The following is a 17,853-nucleotide window of genomic DNA, read 5'->3' as shown; positions in this document are numbered from 1 at the left end:
TCTCCCCCCCCCGCTCCCCGGGATATTTGAGGTCAGAAGAAGGGCAGGGTGAAGTCATGCTGACGGCGATCATCGATTACGAAAGCGGCAACCTGCATTCGGCGCAGAAGGCGTTTCAGCGCATGGCCACCGAGACCGGCGCCGGGGAAGTGGTGGTGACCGCCGATCCCGACGTCGTGGCGCGGGCCGACCGGCTGGTGCTGCCCGGCGACGGTGCCTTTCCGGCCTGTGCCGCGGCGCTGCGCCGGTCGGGCTGTTTCGAGGCCATGGTCGAGGCGGTGACGGTGAAGGCGCGGCCGTTTCTGGGCATCTGTGTCGGCATGCAGCTGCTGGCGCGGGTCGGCCATGAATATGAGGACACGGCGGGGCTGGGCTGGATCGACGGCGAGGTGGAGCGGATCGTGCCCGCCGAGCCCGCGCTGAAGGTGCCGCATATGGGCTGGAACGATCTGGTGATCGACACGCCGCATCCGGTGCTGGCGGGGGTGGTGTCGGGCGATCACGCCTATTTCGTGCATTCCTACCAGATGCGGCTCAGCGATCCGGCGCAGCGTCTGGCGCATGTGGAGTATGGCGGCGATGTCACCGCCATCGTGGGGCAGGACACCCGCATCGGGCTGCAGTTCCACCCCGAGAAAAGTGCGGCCACCGGGCTGCGCATGATCGCCAACTTCCTGACCTGGGCGCCCTGATTCCCCGGGCGGGCCGGTCGGCCTTGCCCCTTTGGCGCGGGCGGATTACCCCGGCGCGGAGCCGGGTTGCCAAGGCCCGCGCGCCATGAAACTCTGACAGCAGGACAGTTTATGAGCAGCCAGATGATTTTGTATCCCGCGATCGACCTCAAGGATGGCAAGGCCGTCCGGCTGCTGCGCGGGGACATGGACAAGGCCACCGTGTTCAACGACGATCCCGCCGCACAGGCGCTGGAATTTGTCGCGGCGGGCTGTGAATGGCTGCATCTGGTCGACCTGAACGGCGCCTTCGCTGGCGAGCCCGTCAACGCGGCGGCGGTGGAGGCGATCCTGCGCACCACTAACACCCCCGCGCAGCTTGGCGGCGGCATCCGCGACATGGCCACCATCGAAGCATGGCTCGGCAAGGGGCTGGCCCGGGTGATCCTTGGCACGGTCGCGGTGGAAAACCCCGCGCTGGTGCGCGAGGCGGCGCGTGCCTTTCCGGGGCAGGTGGCGGTGGGCATCGACGCGCGCGATGGCCGCGTGGCGACCAAGGGCTGGGCCGAGGTGACCGATGTCGATGCGGTGGATCTGGCGCGGAGCTTCGAGGATGCCGGTGTGGCCGCCATCATCTATACCGACATCAACCGCGATGGCGCGATGATGGGGCCGAATGTGGACTATACCGCCGCCATGGCGCGCGCCGTGACCATTCCGGTGATCGCCTCGGGCGGGGTGTCGTCGCTGCGCGATCTCAAGGCGCTGCGCGACTGTGGCGCCGCACTGAACGGGGTGATCTCGGGGCGTGCGCTTTATGACGGCGCCATCGATCTCAAGGCGGCGCTGGAGCTGCTGCGCGACTGATCCCTGTGGCCGGGCCCGCGCCTCAGCGCAGCGGCCCGGTCTGCCACAGCCGCACCTTCAGGCTGCCATAGGCCACATGTGGTCCCGGCGGCTGGAAGGGCAGGCCGGTGGCCTTGGCCAGACCCTGTTCGCTGGTCACGATCCCCACGCGCCAGCCGCGGAACTTCTCGCGCAGCACCTGTCCCAGCGCGGCATGCAGCCCGGCCAGCGGGCCCTTCTCGCCGATGCGCGCGCCATAGGGCGGGTTCACCATCACCAGCCCCGGCGGGCCCTCGGGCCGCTCCAGCGCGCTGACCGGCTGGCAGGCAAAACGGCACCAGTCCTGAACCCCGGCGCGCGCGGCATTGTCGTCCGCGCCGCGCACCGCGCCCTGATCGCGGTCAGAGCCGTGAAACACCACTCCCGGCACCTGCTGCGGCGCGGGGCGCCGCAGCCCGTCCAGCGCCGCCTCCGCCACCGCCAGCCTTTCCAGATCGAAACCGCGCCCGCGCCCGGGCTGCAGCCCCGCCGCGATCTCCGCCGCCTCGATCACGAAAGTGCCCGATCCGCACATGGGATCCAGCACCGGCCCGCTGCCGTCATAGCCGCAGGCGCGCAGGAACAGCGCGGCCAGCGTCTCGCGCATCGGCGCCTTGCCCACCGCCTGCTTGTGGCCGCGCCGGTGCAGCGGCTCGCCCGAGGTGTCGACCGAAAAGGTCACGACATTGTCGTCGATCCGCGCCAGAATCCGCACCCCGTCATCGGCCAGCGGCGCGCCCAGCTCTTCGGTGATTGCGCGTTCGATCCGCTCCTTGGCGGCCCCGGCGTGATAGATCTTCGACCGGCGCGAGGTCACCACCTCCACCCGCACCGGCATGTCGGGACGCAACACCTCGCCCCACGGGAACTTGCGCGCGCGCTTGTCGAGCTGCGCCAGATGCAGCGCCGGAAAGCCGCCGATCCGCGCCAGCACCCGCGCCGCGCCGCGCAGCTCCAGATTGGCGCGCGCCACCTCGCGCCAGCCGCCGCGCAGGCTCACGCCGCCTGCCTGCGGCGTCACGCCGGCGAAGCCCAGCCCGCCCGCCTCTGCCGCCAGCAGCGGCTCCAGCCCCGGCGCGCAGGCCAGGAAAATCTCGAATTCAGGTTCCATCCCGCCGCTCTAGCGCCTTTCCGCCCCGACGGCGAGACTGTCGCTTCCAGCGGCTGAAAATATCCCGGGGGAGTCCGCGCCAGCGGACGGGGGCAGAGCCCCCTTTTTGATGACGGCGGGCAGATCCCCCCCTGCGGCATCCGACAGGGGCAGGGCGCCCGGCCTCTTCCCCCCGGCGCCAATCCGCAGTATCAGGGCGCCATGCTGAAGACGCGCATCATTCCCTGTCTCGACGTGGCCGATGGGCGCGTGGTCAAGGGTGTCAATTTTGTCGGCCTGCGCGATGCGGGCGACCCGGTGGATGCGGCCCGCGCCTATGACGCGGCGGGCGCGGACGAGATCTGTTTTCTCGACATCCATGCCACCCATGAAAACCGTGGCACCATGTTCGACGTGGTGACGCGCACCGCCGAACAGTGCTTCATTCCGCTGACCGTGGGCGGGGGCGTGCGGACCGTGGCCGATGTGCGCGCGCTGCTGCTGGCAGGGGCGGACAAGGTCAGCTTCAACTCCGCCGCCGTCGCCAATCCCGATGTGGTGGCCGAGGCGGCGGATCACTTCGGCAGCCAGTGCATCGTCTGCGCCATCGACGCCAAGACCGTGGCCCCGGGCCGGTGGGAGATTTTCACCCATGGCGGGCGCCGGGCCACCGGCATCGACGCGGTGGAATTCGCGCAGACCATCGTCGCCAAGGGCGCGGGAGAGATCCTGCTGACCTCCATGGACCGCGACGGCACCAAGGCCGGGTTCAACCTGCCGCTGACCCGCGCCATCGCCGATGCGGTGGCGGTGCCGGTGATCGCCTCGGGCGGGGTGGGCACGCTGGACCATCTGGTGGAAGGTGTCGTCGAAGGCCATGCCTCGGCGGTGCTCGCCGCCTCGATCTTCCATTTCGGCACCTTCACCATCGCCGAGGCCAAGGCGCATATGGCGGCGGCGGGCCTGCAGATGAGGCTGACATGACGCTGGACGATCTGGAAACCATCGTGGCCGCCCGCGCCGAGGCCGATCCCGATGACAGCTGGACCGCCCGGCTGCTGGCCAAGGGCCCGGAAAAATGCGCCGAGAAATTTGGCGAGGAAGCCATTGAGGCGGTGATCGAGGCGGTGAAGGGTGACCGCGACCGGCTCGCTTCGGAAGCCGCAGACGTGCTGTTTCACCTGCTGGTGATGCTGAAATCGCGCGACGTGCCGCTGCAGGCGGTCATGGACGAACTGGCGCGGCGGCAGACCCGGTCGGGGCTTGCGGAAAAGGCCTCGCGGCAGGGATAACTGGCGGTTTCGCGCAATCTGCGGAACAAAATTGGAACTTCTCTTTATCTCGGCGGCAGGGCGCGCTATCTTCCGGCCATGAGCACATTCGACGACATGGATGCCTTTGAGGGCGCATCGCTGTCGGCGCGGGCCATGGCGGCCCGCCCGGCCCCTTATCTTGACGGGCTGAACCCCGCGCAGCGCGAGGCGGTGGAGCGGCTGGATGGCCCGGTCCTGATGCTGGCCGGGGCGGGCACCGGCAAGACCCGGGCGCTGACCGCGCGCATCGCGCATCTGCTGACCACCGGCCGGGCCCGGCCCAATGAAATCCTTGCCGTGACCTTCACCAACAAGGCCGCGCGCGAGATGAAGGACCGCATCGGGCGCCTGCTCGGGCAGGCGGTGGAGGGCATGCCATGGCTCGGCACCTTCCATTCGATCTGCGTCAAGCTGCTGCGCCGCCATGCCGAACTGGTGGATCTGAAGTCGAACTTCACCATTCTGGACAGCGACGACCAGATCCGCCTGATGAAGCAGGTGATTGCCGCCAACAATATCGACGAAAAGCGCTGGCCCGCGCGGCAGCTGGCGGGGCTCATCGACGGCTGGAAAAACCGCGCGCTGCTGCCCGAAAAGGTGCCGGCTGCCGATGCCGCGGCCTTCAACAACCGTGGCACCGAGCTTTACGCGCAATACCAGACCCGGCTGCGCGAACTGAATGCCTGCGATTTCGGCGACCTGCTGCTGCATGTGGTGACGATCTTCCAGCGCCATCCGGACGTGCTGGCGCAGTATCAGCGCTGGTTCCGCTACATCCTTGTGGACGAGTATCAGGACACCAACGTCGCACAGTATCTGTGGCTGCGGCTGCTGGCGCAGGCGCATCGCAACATCTGCTGCGTGGGCGATGACGACCAGTCGATCTATGGCTGGCGCGGCGCCGAGGTGGGCAATATCCTGCGGTTCGAAAAGGATTTTCCCGGCGCCCATGTGGTGCGGCTGGAACAGAATTACCGCTCTACCCCGCATATCCTTGCCGCCGCCTCCGGGGTGATCCGGGGCAATGAAAGCCGCCTTGGCAAGGAATTGTGGACCGAGGCGCGCGAGGGCGAGAAGGTGCGCCTGATCGGCCACTGGGATGGCGAGGAGGAGGCGCGCTGGATCGGCGAGGAGATCGAGGCGCTGCAGGGCGGCACGCGCGGGCTTCACAAGGTCTCGCTCGACCAGATGGCGATTCTGGTGCGGGCGAGCCACCAGATGCGCGCCTTCGAGGACCGGTTCCTGACCATCGGTCTGCCCTACCGGGTGATCGGCGGGCCGCGCTTCTACGAGCGGATGGAGATTCGCGATGCCATGGCCTATTTCCGGCTGGTGGTGTCGCCCGAGGATGATCTGGCCTTCGAGCGGATCGTGAACACCCCCAAGCGCGGGCTGGGCGACAAGGCGCAGCAGCTGATCCAGAGCACGGCGCGGGAGTTTGGCGTGTCGCTGCTGGAGGGCGCGCGCATCGCGGTGGAGGAAGGCCGGATCAAGGGCAAGGGCGGCGGCCAGCTGGGCGCGCTCGTGCGCGATCTGGCGCGCTGGCGCGGCATGATGCCCGAAGGGCTGACCCCGGTGCAGGGCAGTGCTGTGCCGGATCTGATCGATGACGGCGCGGCGCGCGGCGGCGGCATCAGCCATATGCAGCTGGCCGAGATCGTGCTGGACGAATCGGGCTACACCGCCATGTGGCAGAACGACAAGACGCCGGAGGCGCCGGGGCGGCTCGAAAACCTCAAGGAACTGGTCAAGGCGCTGGAAAACTTCGAGAACCTGCAGGGGTTTCTGGAGCATGTGTCGCTGATCATGGACAACAGCACCGAAGAGGCGGGCGAGAAAGTGTCGATCATGACCCTGCACGCCGCCAAGGGGCTGGAATTTCCCGCCGTGTTCCTGCCGGGCTGGGAGGACGGGCTGTTTCCGTCGCAGCGCAGCATGGACGAGGCCGGGCTGAAGGGGCTCGAGGAAGAACGGCGGCTGGCCTATGTCGGCATCACCCGGGCCGAGGAGATCTGCACCATCTCCTTTGCCGCCAACCGCCGGGTGTTCGGACAGTGGCAGTCGGCGCTGCCGTCGCGGTTCATCGACGAACTGCCCGAGGCGCATGTCGAGGTGCTGACCCCGCCGGGGCTTTATGGCGGCGGCTATGGCGCGGCGGGCATGGGGCTGGGGCGTGGATCCGGGCTTGAGGATCGCGCGGCGGAGGCCAATGTCTACAATTCGCCGGGCTGGAAACGGCTGCAGGCGCGGGCGGCGGAACGACCGGTCAGCCAGCCGCGCGAAAGCCGGACCACGGTGATCGACCTTCAGGCGGTGTCCGCCTTCGAGACCGGGCAGCGCGTGTTCCACCAGAAATTCGGCTATGGCGCCATCACCGCCATAGAAGGCGACAAGCTGGAGATCGCCTTTGAAAAGGCCGGGGTGAAGAAGGTCGTGGCGCGCTTCGTCACCTCGGCGGATGCGGCGGACGACGTGCCGTTCTGAAGCGCGGGCGGTGAGGGGGGAGGGGGCGCTGCCCCCTCTGCGGCTTTGCCGCATTCACCCCCGGAGTTTAGGGGCAAGATGAAGGGCCGGCCTCAGTCGAGGGTGAGGATGGTCTGGCCGGTGGTCCTGCGCGATTCGAGGGCGCGATGCGCCTCGGCCACCTGATCGAGCGGGAAGCGCTGGTCGATGCGGATCTTCACCGCGCCCGAGGTCACCTTGTCAAACAGCATTGCCGCCATTTCCTGACAGGCCTGCGGGTCGGCGGTATGGGCAAAGAGCGTGGGGCGCGTGACCTTGAGCGAGCCTTTCTGCGCGAGCAGGCCGAGGTTGAACGCCTCCACCGGGCCGGAGGCATTGCCGAAGGAGATCATCATGCCCAGCGGTTTCAGGCAGTCAAGCGAGCCCAGAAAGGTGGATTTGCCGATGCTGTCCATGACCACGTCAACGCCGCGCCCGTCGGTCAGCTCGCGGGTGCGGGCGGTGAAATCCTCGGTCGTGTAGTTGATGCAGGCCTCGGCGCCATGATCCAGCGCGAGCTGGCATTTTTCATCAGATCCGGCGGTGCCGATCAGCCGGATGCCTTCGGAGCGCGCCCACTGGCAGGCGATCAGCCCGACACCCCCCGCCGCCGCATGGAAGAGCACCGTGTCGCCCGCCTTGAGCGGGGTGGTGCGGTGGAAAAGATACTGCACCGTCATGCCCTTGAGCATCATCGCGGCGCCTTCGTCGAAGGAGATGGCGTCGGGCAGTTTGCAGACCTGCGCTGCGGGCATCACCCGCGCCTCGGTATAGGCGCCGGGGGGATTGGCGGCATAGGCGACGCGGTCGCCGGGGGCGAGATGGGTCACGCCCTCTCCCACCGCTTCCACCACGCCCGCAGCCTCCATCCCCAGTGCATGGGGCAGGGTCATCGGATAGAGGCCGGTGCGCTGGTAGCAGTCGATGAAATTGAGCCCGCAGGCCTTGTGCCGGAGACGGATCTCCCCCGCGCCGGGCTCGCCCACGGGGCGATCGGTGAGGGTCAGGACTTCGGGGCCGCCATGGGTTTCGATCACGACGGTTCTGGCTGTGGGGGTCATTGCAGGCTCCGGGCTGGAAAAGGTGAGAGAGGGGGTCAGGCGACGCGCAGGACGATCTTGCCGATATGGCTGGAGGATTCCATGCGGGCATGGGCGGCGGCGGCCTCTGCCAGCGGGAAATCACGGTCCATGACCGGGGCGACGCGGCCTGCGGCCAGAAGCGGCCAGACATGGGTTTTCAGCGCCTCGGCGATGCGGGCCTTGGCCAGATCGGATTGCGGGCGCAGGGTGGATCCGGTGATGGTCAGGCGGCGCATCATCACATGGGCGAAGTTCAGCGCCACGGTGGGGCCCTGCAGGAAGGCGATCTGCACCAGCCGCCCCTCGTCCGCCAGCGCCTTGACGTTGCGTGGCAGATAATCACCGCCCACCATGTCGAGGATCAGGTTGGCGCCGCCTTCGTTGCGCAGCACCTCCACAAAATCCTCCTCGCGGTAATTGATCGCGCGTTCGGCGCCAAGCTCGAGACAGGCCGCGCATTTCTCGGGCGACCCGGCGGTGGTGAAGACCCGCGCGCCGAAGGCAGATGCCAGCTGGATCGCCGTGGTGCCGATGCCGCTGGAGCCGCCATGCACCAGAAAGCGTTCGCCCGCCTGCAGCGCGCCGCGCTGGAAGACATTGGTCCAGACGGTGAAGAAGGTTTCCGGCAGGCAGGCCGCCTCGCGCAGGGCCATGCCCTGCGGGATCGGCAGGCAATGGGCGGCGGCGGTCACCGCATATTCGGCATAGCCGCCGCCGGGCAGCAGCGCGCAGACCTGCGTGCCGGGCAGCGGCCAGTCGACGCCCGCGCCGGTGGCCACCACCTCGCCCGCGCCTTCAAGCCCGGGCAGATCCGAGGCGCCGGGGGGCGGGCTGTAATTGCCGCCGCGCTGCAGCACGTCGGGGCGGTTCACCCCGGCCCAGTGGAGACGAATCAGCACCTGACCATGGCCGGGCTCGGGGATGGGGTGGGTGACGGGCTTCAGCACCTCGGGGCCGCCGGGTTCGGTGATCTCGACGGCGCGCATGGTTCGGGTCATGGGATGTCCTGTTGGTTGTGCGTCTTGAGGGGATCAGCGCGGTGCGGTCCAGCCGCCCGGCACGCCGACCTGACGGGAGCTGCGCGGCGGGCGCACCCGGCCCAGCATCCGGTCGGGACCGGCCATCAGCCGGTTCAGCAGCGGGTTGGCGCGGGCCTTGGCCTTGACCTCCTCGATGCGCATGACATCGGCGATGCGGCGGTCCAGAAACTCCCACGTCGCCTGATGGTCGAGCGATTCGTCGCCCAGCCAGTAGAGCACCGTGGCGGAATAGACGGCGGCGAGCGTGGCGCGCTTCGTATACCAGTTGAAATCGCGGGTGTCGTCGCCCAGTTCGGACCAGATGCGGTCGGCGGTGCCCCAGATCAGCTTCGCGCCTTCGGGCGCGTAGGGCGGCAGCGAAAACAGCGTGGTGCCGCGGCGCACCGCCTCGCGGTCCTCGGTCACCTCCAGCCGGGTGCGCACGGCGGTGGCGATGCGGTCGCGAAAGCGCATCTGGGTCAGATCCATGGCGCGCAGCCGGTCGGCCATGGCGGCATCGCCCCGGCGGTGGAAGGCCACGGCCAGATCCAGCGCGCCGCGCGGGAACAGCCCGCGCGCCACGGCGGGATCGGTGCCGGTATCGGCGATGGCGGCGCGGAAGGTGGTTTCCGACCAGCCGTCAAAGGCGGTGTGCGGCAGCGCCGCGTCCAGCAGGCGGGTGGACAGGTCGTCACTCATGAGGCTCTCCTTCGGCATGGGGTCCTGAGGGGACAGAGAGGAGCCTAGACAATCCGGGCGCGCCTTGCTATAGGGCTGCTTCCTGCAAATCCTTGCAACTCAAACCTAGAAAGGTGGTGAAAACCACATGCAGGTCAGTGTTCGCGACAACAATGTCGATCAGGCGCTCCGCGCTCTGAAGAAGAAGCTGCAGCGCGAAGGCGTGTTCCGCGAAATGAAGCTTCGGCAGCATTTCGAAAAACCGTCCGAGAAGAAAGCCCGCGAGAAGGCCGAGGCCATCCGCCGCGCCCGCAAGCTGGCGCGCAAGAAGGCGCAACGCGAAGGTCTTCTCTGAGGATCTGGCGTATCGGTCGGGCAGCCGACCTTCCAACACGATAATACGACGACCCCCGGGGCTTCCGCCTTTCGGGGGTTTGTCATGTCCGGGGCAGGGGCCGGGCGGCCGGGCGCAGCAAAATGCCCCCGGACCGAAGGTCGCGGGGGCAGGATTTGAGGCATAGGGCAGGGACTGGGGTCAGCTTGGCCCGATCATGAAGCAGGGCACCTGACGCGCTTGCAGGCGGCGGCAGGCCAGATCGGCGGTGTCCCGCGTCAGCCCCATGAAATTCGCGTCAAAGCCGCGGCTGCCATTGACCACCTTGCGCAGCGACCCGTCCAGCGTGCTGGTTTCCATCAGCGCGGTCTTCAGCAGGATGCGCTCTGCCGCGTAACGGCTGGGATAGCGCCCGACATTGATGCCCCAGTGCCGTTCTCCGGAGGTGGAGACGCGGGTGACCACCTCCTGCGGCTGTTCCACGGCGGCCATCTGCACCGGGGCGGCGCTGGTCGCGGCGCCGCCGGCGCTGGCCATCACCACCTCCTGCGGGCGCCGCACCGGCTTGACCGAGGCGTCGGGGGCGATGCCCTGCGCGGCAATGCCCGGATTCGCGGTCGCGACCGTGTCCTGAATGGCGGAGACCTGCACCGATTCCAGCACGGTGGCGATGTCGTTCTGCACCCCCGCCACCAGCGGCGCGACATCCTGCCCGGTCACGCCGCTGCGGGCCTTGGGGCGCAGGCTGGACTGCACGGCGGCGGCGGCGACGCGGATGGATTTGCCGCGCGCATCCGCTGCGGGGCTTGCCGCATCGCTCATCAGGATTTCGGCGCCGGTATCGCCGCGGCCCATATAGGGCGGCTTGGCCGGGCGCCGCAGCGACACGCTGGTGGGCGCCTTCTTGAAGCCGAGGTTCAGCAGTTCCGCCGTCTTGGCGTTGCGCGCGGCGGTGGAGGTGCCGCCGAACACCGACGTGATGATGCGCTCCTGTCCGCGCTCCGCCGAGGAGACAAGGTTGAAGCCCGCGGCGCGGGTATAGCCGGTCTTGATCCCGTCGGCGCCCTGATAGGCGTCAAGGAAGCGGCGGTTGGTGTTGTTCACCTGCGCCATGCCCGCATCGGTCGAGCGGCGGGAGAAGATGTTGTAGTATTGCGGGTAGTCATAGATCATGTGGCGCCCGAGGATCGCCATGTCGCGCGCGGTGGACAGGTGCCCGTCCTGCGTCAGACCGTTCATGTTCTTGAAGGTGGTGCGGGACATCCCCATCGCTTCTGCCGTGCGGTTCATCCGGCGGGCAAAGGCGTCTTCGGAGCCCGAGATGGCTTCGCCGATGGCGGTGGCGGCATCGTTGGCGGATTTGACCGCCGCTGCCCGCACCAGATAGCGCAGCGCGATCTTCTGGCCGGAGCGCAGCCCCAGCTTCGATGGTGGCTCCGCCGAGGCGTTGCGGGAGATGCTGACCATGGTGTCCATGCTGATCTCGCCGTGCTCCACCGCCTCGAAGGCGATGTAAAGCGTCATCATCTTGGTCAGCGAGGCGGGGTGCAGACGGGTGTCCGCGTTCTCCTCGAACAGCACTTCGCCCGATCTTGCGTCCATCACCAGAGCCGCATAGGGCGCTGCAAGGGCGCTGACCGGAAGCATCAGAGCCAACCAGATCATAGTGAAAATACGCAGGCCTGCTCGGCCCGGTCGCGTGGTGCGCGGTCCCGTCACGATGTTTGCCTTCTCTGCCTCTCGCCCCCGGTTTTCCGGTCGGCTATTTTTTTCTGATTTGACTCGAAAGTAGCATGGAGGGCGCCTGAAATAAACCCTGCAATGCCTTGATTTGCGGCGGGTTTCCGCCCCTGCGCAAGGGGCATATTTAGGGCAACACGAATTCGTGTCCCCTATAGAGGCGATTAAGGCAGCAATACGGCGAAAGCTCAGTCCAGCGTCGCCACCAGCGCGGCCAGACCGCCCAGATCCGGCAGTTCGCGGAAGCGCGGATGGTCGGGCACGCTGTCGTGTTCAAGCCCCCAGACCAGATCATGCGGCACATGCACGCCCCATGCCCCCGCAACGATGGCCGGGTTCACGTCGGATTTCAGCGAATTGCCCACCATCACCGCCGCTTCCGGCCCGCCGGGCAGGGCGCCAAAGATCCGCGCATAGGTGTCGGGGCGCTTGTCGGACACGATTTCCACCCCGTCAAACAGCTCGCCCAGCCCGGACTGCGCCAGTTTCCGCTCCTGATGCAGCAGATCGCCCTTGGTGATCACCAGCAGGTGATGCTGGCCGCTCAGCGCCTCTACCGCGTCGCGGGCATGGGGCAGAAGTTCGATCGGATGGGCCAGCATGTCCTGCCCGGCGGCAAGGATCTGCCCGATGACATGGCCGGGCACGCGGCCTTCGGTCACCTCGATCGCGGTTTCGATCATCGACAGCACGAAGCCTTTGACCCCAAAGCCATAGGCGCCGATGTTGCGCCGCTCCGCCTCCAGCAGGCGGGCATCCAGATCGGCGCGTTCGGCGTGATCGGCCAGAAGCTCGGCGAATCGCTGCTGTGTCAGATGGAAGAAGCGCTCGTTGTGCCAGAGCGTGTCATCCGCATCGAAACCTATTGTTTGCACTTTCCGGGTCATATCTGGATCACTTCCTGACGCAGCCCTTTCCTCGCGGGCCGCTCCGATTTATATACGTCCTTCAAAGCCGGAACAGCAAAGCGCAAGCGTCCCCGAACATGATCCGAGACACGACGGAACAGAAGGTCCGACTGATGACCGGTACACGCCCCTCCCGCGATGGTGAGGGCGAGGCGAGTGTCGTTGTCCAGACCAAGCCGAAGACCAAGCGCCCGCCGCTTTACAAGGTGCTGCTGCTGAATGACGACTACACGCCCATGGAGTTTGTGGTGCATGTGCTGGAACGGTTCTTTGGCATGTCGCATGCCCAAGCGTTCGAGATCATGCTGACCGTCCACAAGAAGGGCGTTGCCGTGGTCGGTGTCTTCAGCCATGAGATCGCGGAAACCAAGGTGGGGCAGGTGATGGACTTCGCGCGCCGCCACCAGCACCCGCTGCAATGCACCATGGAAAAGGAGTGATCCGCCCCGCTCGGGCGGTCCTGGCATGACTTCAGACCGATTGACCTTTGCGCTTGAGGCAGGGCTTGACCTGCCGCAAGAAGGCCCTGTGCTGGTGCTGGGAGCGCCGGGGGATGCGGTGCTTGACGCGCTGCCGCAGGACCGCTGCACGCTGGTGCAGCCCAGTTTCCCCGATCATGCTGCCTTGGCCCGCCGCGGCTGGGATATGGCGCAGGCGCCGGAGGGCCCCTTTGCCGCAGCGCTGGTGTTCGTGCCCCGCGCCCGCGAGCTGGCCGAGGCGCGCATCGCGCAGGCCTGCGCCGCCGCAAAGGGCGGGCTGGTGATCGTGGACGGGCAGAAGACCGATGGCGTCGAAAGCCTGCTGCGCGCCGTGCGCGACCGGGTGCCGCTGCTGGGGCAGGTGTCCAAGGCGCATGGCCGGGTGTTCTGGTTCGCCGCCACCGATGCCTTTGCCGACTGGGCGCGTGGCCCCGTGCAGCTTGCCAATGGCATGTGGACCGCGCCGGGCAGTTTCTCCGCCGATGGCGAGGATCCGGGCACCACGCTGCTGCTGGCGGCGCTGCCCGCCAAGCTGGGGGCGACCGTGGCCGATCTGGGTGCGGGCTGGGGGGCGCTGGCCGCCGGGGTGATCCCGCGCGAAACCATCGGCGCGCTGCATCTGGTCGAGGCGGATCAGGCCGCGCTGGACTGTGCGCGGCGCAACCTTCCCGATCCCCGGGTGCAGTTCCACTGGGCTGATGCCACGACATGGACACCGCCCGCGCTGCTGGATGCGGTGGTGATGAACCCGCCCTTTCACACCGGGCGCGCCGCCGATCCGGGGCTGGGACAGACCTTCATCGCGGCTGCGGCACGGGTGCTGAAACCCTCGGGACAGCTTTGGCTGGTGGCGAACCGCCATCTGCCCTATGAATCGACGCTGGCCGAGCGGTTCCGCACGGTCGAGGAAGTTGCGGGCGACACCCGCTTCAAGATCCTCCACGCGACGCGGCCCGCACGCTGACCGCCCATCATACGGGAGTCTCCCATGAGCTTTTCCATCGAAGGCAAGACCGCCATCGTGACCGGCGCCGCCAATGGGGTGGGGCTGGCCATCGCCCGGCATTTTGCCGCGAAGGGTGCCAATGTCATGTTCGCGGACATGGACGAAACCCGGCTGGCCAAGGAATGCGGCAACCGGGACGAAGACAGCACCATGCGCTATTTCGCGGGTGACCTGCGCGAAAAGCTGACGCTGGCCAACCTGCTCTCCGCCACGCTCGATTCCTTTGACCGGGTCGACATTCTGGTGAACGGCGCACGGCAGATCCTGCCCACGCAGGCGCTGGAGGCCGAGGATGACACGGTCGACACGCTGCTGGGCCAGAATTTCATGCCCGCGCTGCGGCTGAGCCAGATCGTGGCGCGGCGGATGATCAAGCAGGCCGAAGGGCAGCAGGACCGGCAGGCGGGCGCGATCGTCAACATCTCTTCCATCGCGGCGCGGCGCACCAATCCCCGGCTGCTGGCCTATTCGATCAGCTGCGCGGCGCTGGATCAGCTGACCCGGTCGCTGGCGGTGACGCTGGCGCCGCACCGCATCCGGGTCAATTCCGTGGCCTTCGGCTCGGTCATGTCGGCCAGCCTGAAAGCCATCCTCAAGGATCAGCCCGAATACCGTGCCGAGATCGAGGCGCATACCCCCGCAGGCCGCATTGCCGCCCCGGGCGAGGTCTGCGAGGCGGTGCAGTTTCTGGCCTCCGAAGCTTCGGGTTTCATGACCGGGCAGATCATGACCGTGGATGGCGGGCGCACGCTCGTCGATCCGGTGGCCGCCCCCGCGCATTGAGCAGGACCAGACGCCGATGACCGACGCCTTTGCAGAGCGCAAGACCCGCGCCGCCCTGTGGTTCCGCAGCCTGCGCGACCAGATCGTGACCGCGTTCGAGGGGCTGGAGGACAGCCATGCAAGCGGCCCCTTCGCCGAGGCCCCGGCGGGCCGGTTCGAGGTGACCGAAACCCGGCGCGCCAGCGAGGACGGGTCGGATGCGGGCGGCGGGCTGATGAGCGTGCTGCGCGGCGGTCGGGTGTTCGAGAAGGTGGGGGTCAATGTCTCCACCGTGCATGGCGTGCTGGGGGAGGCCGCGCAGAAGGCCATGGCGGCGCGCGGCGTGCCGGGGATCGAGGCGGATCCGCGGTTCTGGGCCAGCGGCATCAGCCTTGTCGCGCATATGCAGAACCCGCATTGCCCCGCCGTGCACATGAACACGCGGATGTTCTGGACGCCGGGCGCGTGGTGGTTCGGCGGCGGGTCGGATCTCAACCCCTGTCTGGACTATGCCGAGGACACCGCGCATTTCCACGCGACCCAGAAGGCGCATCTGGATCCGCACGGGCCCACGCTTTACCCCGAGCTGAAGGCCTGGGCGGACGAATATTTCTACATCCCGCATCGCAAGCGCGCGCGCGGCGTCGGCGGTATTTTCATGGATGACCGCAATACCGGCGACTGGGAGGCGGATTTTGCCCTGACGCAGGACATTGGCCGCGCCTTTCTGCCCGCCTACCTGCCGCTGGTGGAGACGCGCCGGCTGCAGCCCTTTACCGAAGCTGACAAGGACGCGCAGCTGATCCATCGCGGGCTTTATGCGGAATACAACCTTGTCTACGACCGGGGCACCAAGTTCGGCCTTGCCACCGGGCATGATGCCAATGCCGTGCTGATGAGCCTGCCGCCCTTGGCCAAATGGGCCTGACGGCCTGACGCGGCTCAGGCCGTCACCAGCCGCCGCCCGTTCAGCGCCAGTTCCATGGCGATGCCGCCCGCCCACATGGCGCAGAGCGCAAGCCATGCCGTGCCCGCAAGGATCGATCCGCCGGTGACGCCCGCGCCGATGGCGCAGCCTCCGGCCAGCATCCCGCCAAAGCCCATCATCGCGGCGCCGATCATCGCGTTGCGCAGCGGGGTGGGGCCGTCAAAGCCCTGAAGCCGCAGCTCGCCCGCCGCTGCCGCTGCCAGCAGCGCGCCCAGAAACACGCCCGCCACCAGCCCCACGTCAAAATCCAGCACCGCACCCGCGTCGAGGAAGAACATCAGCGTGCGGGCCGAAGGTCCGGTGAATGTGGCGCTTTCCACCTGCACCGGTTCGAAGGCCACATTGGCCAGCGCATGGGTCAGCCCCCAGCCAAGCGCCACGGCAAAGCCCACGCCAGAGGCAAAGACCAGCCGCGCCGCGCCGATGCGGTGGCGCCGCGCCAGATGCAGCGCCAGCGCCGCGATGGCGAGCCCCAGCGCCAGACCCGCGCCGCGCGGCAGGTGCAGCGCCGCCGCCAGATCCATGTTGCGCCCGCCGCTGGTGATCCACAGCCCCGCCAGCCGGTCGCGCAGCGGCGCGAGGATCCCCGACAGCGACATCTGCGCCACCACCGCAAAGATCAGCCCCGAGATCACCGAGCGCAGGTTGCCGGTGGCCGCCAGCACCAGAAGCCGCCCTGAACAGCCATTGGCCAGCACCATGCCCGCGCCAAAGACCAGCCCGCCCAGCACCGCGCCCGACCAGCTGCCCGGCACCGCCATCATGCGGGCATTGGCAGCGTCGAACAGCCCCAGAAGCTGCGCTGCCTGCACCCAGACCAGCGCCGTGGAAAAGGTCAGCAGCCAGACCGCCACCTTGTCCCCCAGCGCGCCATGGGCAAATTCCACCACCGCCGCGCGCAGGCAGAACCGCGACCGCTGCGCCGCCACGCCAAAGACGCCGCCGGTCAGCAGCCCGAACAGCGTGGCGGTGGGGCCTTCGCCCAGCATATCGACAAGCGGGATCAGATCCATGGCGCCTCTCCTTGGCGGTTTGGGGAAAGATGCGCGAGGTTGAATGTATCCGCCTTGATGCAGATCACGCGGGGCCTGCGGCGGGATCTCGCCAGAGGCGGAATTTGGGCGTAAAGGACACTTATGACGCGACTCGTGCCCCTTGCCGAAGCGCGCGATCTGCCGCTTTGGCGCCGCCCGGTCGCGCTGCTGTTTCTCATGGCCATCGCCATGCCGCTCAGCTTTGCCACATGGTCGGCGCTGCTGAACAACTTCGTCCGCGAGGCGGCGCAGTTCGACGGATCGGACATCGGCTGGCTGCACACGGTGCGCGAGATTCCGGGCTTTCTGGCCTTTCTGGTGGTGTTTGTGCTGCTGGTGATGCGCGAACAGGTGCTGGCGCTGGTGGCGCTGGCGCTGCTGGCCGTCACCACCGCCGTTACCGCGTGGTTCCCGTCCATGGGCGGGCTGCTGACCGTGACGCTGCTCAGCTCCATAGGGTTTCACTATTACGAAACGGTGAACCAGTCGCTGCAGCTGCAATGGCTGACCAAGGAGCGCGCGCCGCAGATGCTGGGCTGGCTGCTTGCCGCCGCCTCGGGGGCGACGCTGGTCGCTTACGGTGTCATCGTGCTGACATGGCGGGCGTTCGAGCTGTCCTACAACTCGGTCTATCTGGTGTCGGGCGGGCTGACGCTGGCCATCGTGGTCTATTGCGCGCTGGCCTTCCCGCAATTCCAAAGCCCGAACCCGCAGCGCAAGCAGCTGGTGCTGCGCCGCCGCTACTGGCTGTATTATGCGCTGCAGTTCATGTCGGGGGCGCGGCGGCAGATCTTCGTGGTCTTTGCCGGGTTCATGATGGTCGAACGCTTCGGCTTCGAGGTCGACGAGGTGACGGCGCTGTTCCTCATCAACCTTGTGGCCAATATGGCGCTGGCGCCGCTGCTGGGCCGGGTGGTGCACCGCTTTGGCGAAGGCCGCGCGCTGCTGGTGGAATATGCCGGGCTGATGGCGATTTTCCTCGCCTATGGCGGCATCTACTGGTTCGGCTGGGGCGTGGTGCTGGCTTCGGTGCTGTATGTGCTGGATCACATCTTCTTTGCGCTGGCTCTGGCGCTGAAGACCTATTTCCAGAAGATCGCCGATCCGGGCGACATCGCCCCCACGGCGGCGGTGGCCTTTACCATCAACCATATCGCGGCGGTGTTTCTGCCCTTTGCCCTTGGCTATCTGTGGCTGGTCTCGCCCGGGGCGGTGTTCGGGCTGGCGGCAGCCATGGCGGGGGTGTCGTTCCTGCTGGCGCTGATGATTCCGCGCCATCCCGTGCCGGGCAACGAGACGATCTTTTCCGCGCGTCTGGCCGCCCCGGCGGAATAGGCAGGCTCTGGCGCTGGCGGCGCAAAC

General features: G+C 67.6%; 18 protein-coding genes. 11 read left to right on the top strand and 7 right to left on the bottom strand.

The features are described 5' to 3' along the window. The first annotated feature begins 56 nt into the window (after positions 1–56). Both hisH and hisA read left to right on the top strand, forming a co-directional pair. A complete protein-coding gene (gene hisH, locus VK682_RS18390) occupies positions 57–692 on the top strand; it encodes an imidazole glycerol phosphate synthase subunit HisH (RefSeq protein WP_230797238.1) in 636 nt (211 codons plus the stop codon). A 123-nt stretch (positions 693–815) separates the two neighbouring features. Beyond that, the gene (gene hisA, locus VK682_RS18385; protein WP_089849092.1) at positions 816–1,538 is read left to right on the top strand and encodes a 1-(5-phosphoribosyl)-5-[(5-phosphoribosylamino)methylideneamino]imidazole-4-carboxamide isomerase; all 723 of its coding nucleotides are present in this window, start codon (positions 816–818) and stop codon (positions 1,536–1,538) included. A gap of 22 nt (positions 1,539–1,560) precedes the next feature. Here the strand turns inward: hisA and VK682_RS18380 are convergent, their stop codons facing one another. After that, positions 1,561–2,667, bottom strand: a complete 1,107-nt coding sequence (locus VK682_RS18380; RefSeq protein WP_230797235.1) for a THUMP domain-containing class I SAM-dependent RNA methyltransferase — start codon at positions 2,665–2,667, stop codon at positions 1,561–1,563. A 201-nt stretch (positions 2,668–2,868) separates the two neighbouring features. On the opposite strand from VK682_RS18380, the gene hisF reads away from it, so the two are divergent. From hisF to VK682_RS18365, 3 genes are all read left to right on the top strand, one after another. After that, a complete protein-coding gene (gene hisF, locus VK682_RS18375) occupies positions 2,869–3,630 on the top strand; it encodes an imidazole glycerol phosphate synthase subunit HisF (protein WP_089848991.1) in 762 nt (253 codons plus the stop codon). Beyond that, positions 3,627–3,938 (top strand): phosphoribosyl-ATP diphosphatase, encoded by a 312-nt coding sequence (locus VK682_RS18370; RefSeq protein ID WP_230797234.1) that lies wholly within the window; start codon positions 3,627–3,629, stop codon positions 3,936–3,938. The genes hisF and VK682_RS18370 overlap by 4 nt, the downstream gene beginning before the upstream one ends. Positions 3,939–4,016: 78 nt before the next feature. Beyond that, positions 4,017–6,443 (top strand): ATP-dependent helicase, encoded by a 2,427-nt coding sequence (locus tag VK682_RS18365; protein ID WP_089848995.1) that lies wholly within the window; start codon positions 4,017–4,019, stop codon positions 6,441–6,443. A 92-nt stretch (positions 6,444–6,535) separates the two neighbouring features. On the opposite strand, the gene VK682_RS18360 is transcribed toward VK682_RS18365, so the two are convergent. From VK682_RS18360 to VK682_RS18350, 3 genes are read right to left on the bottom strand one after another with little or no spacing between them, the layout of a single operon-like run. Further along, the gene (locus VK682_RS18360) at positions 6,536–7,522 is read right to left on the bottom strand and encodes a quinone oxidoreductase family protein (protein WP_089848997.1); all 987 of its coding nucleotides are present in this window, start codon (positions 7,520–7,522) and stop codon (positions 6,536–6,538) included. Positions 7,523–7,557: 35 nt separating this feature from the next. After that, complete coding sequence (locus VK682_RS18355; RefSeq protein WP_230797231.1) at positions 7,558–8,541, bottom strand: NAD(P)H-quinone oxidoreductase; 984 nt, start codon at positions 8,539–8,541, stop codon at positions 7,558–7,560. Positions 8,542–8,574: 33 nt separating this feature from the next. Further along, positions 8,575–9,261 (bottom strand): COQ9 family protein, encoded by a 687-nt coding sequence (locus tag VK682_RS18350; protein ID WP_230797230.1) that lies wholly within the window; start codon positions 9,259–9,261, stop codon positions 8,575–8,577. A gap of 127 nt (positions 9,262–9,388) precedes the next feature. On the opposite strand from VK682_RS18350, the gene rpsU reads away from it, so the two are divergent. After that, a complete protein-coding gene (rpsU, locus tag VK682_RS18345; RefSeq protein ID WP_007818122.1) occupies positions 9,389–9,595 on the top strand; it encodes a 30S ribosomal protein S21 in 207 nt (68 codons plus the stop codon). Positions 9,596–9,775: 180 nt separating this feature from the next. Here rpsU and VK682_RS18340 read toward each other — a convergent pair whose 3' ends face one another. Continuing rightward, positions 9,776–11,221: a D-alanyl-D-alanine carboxypeptidase family protein gene (locus tag VK682_RS18340; RefSeq protein WP_230797229.1), complete on the bottom strand. Its 1,446-nt coding sequence runs from the start codon at positions 11,219–11,221 to the stop codon at positions 9,776–9,778. A 281-nt stretch (positions 11,222–11,502) separates the two neighbouring features. After that, positions 11,503–12,201 carry an HAD family hydrolase gene (locus VK682_RS18335; protein ID WP_089849004.1) on the bottom strand — a complete coding sequence of 233 codons (699 nt, stop codon included), beginning with the start codon at positions 12,199–12,201 and terminating at the stop codon, positions 11,503–11,505. Positions 12,202–12,335: 134 nt separating this feature from the next. Between VK682_RS18335 and clpS the strand changes: the two genes are divergently transcribed. The 4 genes from clpS to hemF are packed head-to-tail and all read left to right on the top strand — an operon-like array spanning position 12,336 to position 15,397. Beyond that, on the top strand, positions 12,336–12,662 hold the full coding sequence (gene clpS, locus VK682_RS18330; RefSeq protein ID WP_110506212.1) for an ATP-dependent Clp protease adapter ClpS: 327 nt from the start codon (positions 12,336–12,338) through the stop codon (positions 12,660–12,662). Positions 12,663–12,687: 25 nt separating this feature from the next. Further along, positions 12,688–13,665: a class I SAM-dependent methyltransferase gene (locus VK682_RS18325; RefSeq protein ID WP_230797228.1), complete on the top strand. Its 978-nt coding sequence runs from the start codon at positions 12,688–12,690 to the stop codon at positions 13,663–13,665. A 24-nt stretch (positions 13,666–13,689) separates the two neighbouring features. Continuing rightward, on the top strand, positions 13,690–14,490 hold the full coding sequence (locus tag VK682_RS18320) for an SDR family NAD(P)-dependent oxidoreductase (protein ID WP_089849010.1): 801 nt from the start codon (positions 13,690–13,692) through the stop codon (positions 14,488–14,490). Between the two features lie 16 nt (positions 14,491–14,506). After that, complete coding sequence (gene hemF, locus VK682_RS18315) at positions 14,507–15,397, top strand: oxygen-dependent coproporphyrinogen oxidase (RefSeq protein WP_230797227.1); 891 nt, start codon at positions 14,507–14,509, stop codon at positions 15,395–15,397. 14 nt (positions 15,398–15,411) lie between these two features. On the opposite strand, the gene VK682_RS18310 is transcribed toward hemF, so the two are convergent. Then, positions 15,412–16,470 (bottom strand): YeeE/YedE family protein, encoded by a 1,059-nt coding sequence (locus VK682_RS18310; RefSeq protein ID WP_324782317.1) that lies wholly within the window; start codon positions 16,468–16,470, stop codon positions 15,412–15,414. 123 nt (positions 16,471–16,593) lie between these two features. On the opposite strand from VK682_RS18310, the gene VK682_RS18305 reads away from it, so the two are divergent. Further along, positions 16,594–17,826: an MFS transporter gene (locus VK682_RS18305; RefSeq protein ID WP_089849014.1), complete on the top strand. Its 1,233-nt coding sequence runs from the start codon at positions 16,594–16,596 to the stop codon at positions 17,824–17,826. The last annotated feature ends 27 nt before the right edge of the window (positions 17,827–17,853 follow it).

Source organism: Salipiger marinus, from assembly GCF_035481585.1.
Classification (GTDB): Bacteria; Pseudomonadota; Alphaproteobacteria; order Rhodobacterales; family Rhodobacteraceae; genus Salipiger; species Salipiger marinus.
This window is presented reverse-complemented; position numbering and strand designations above follow the sequence as displayed.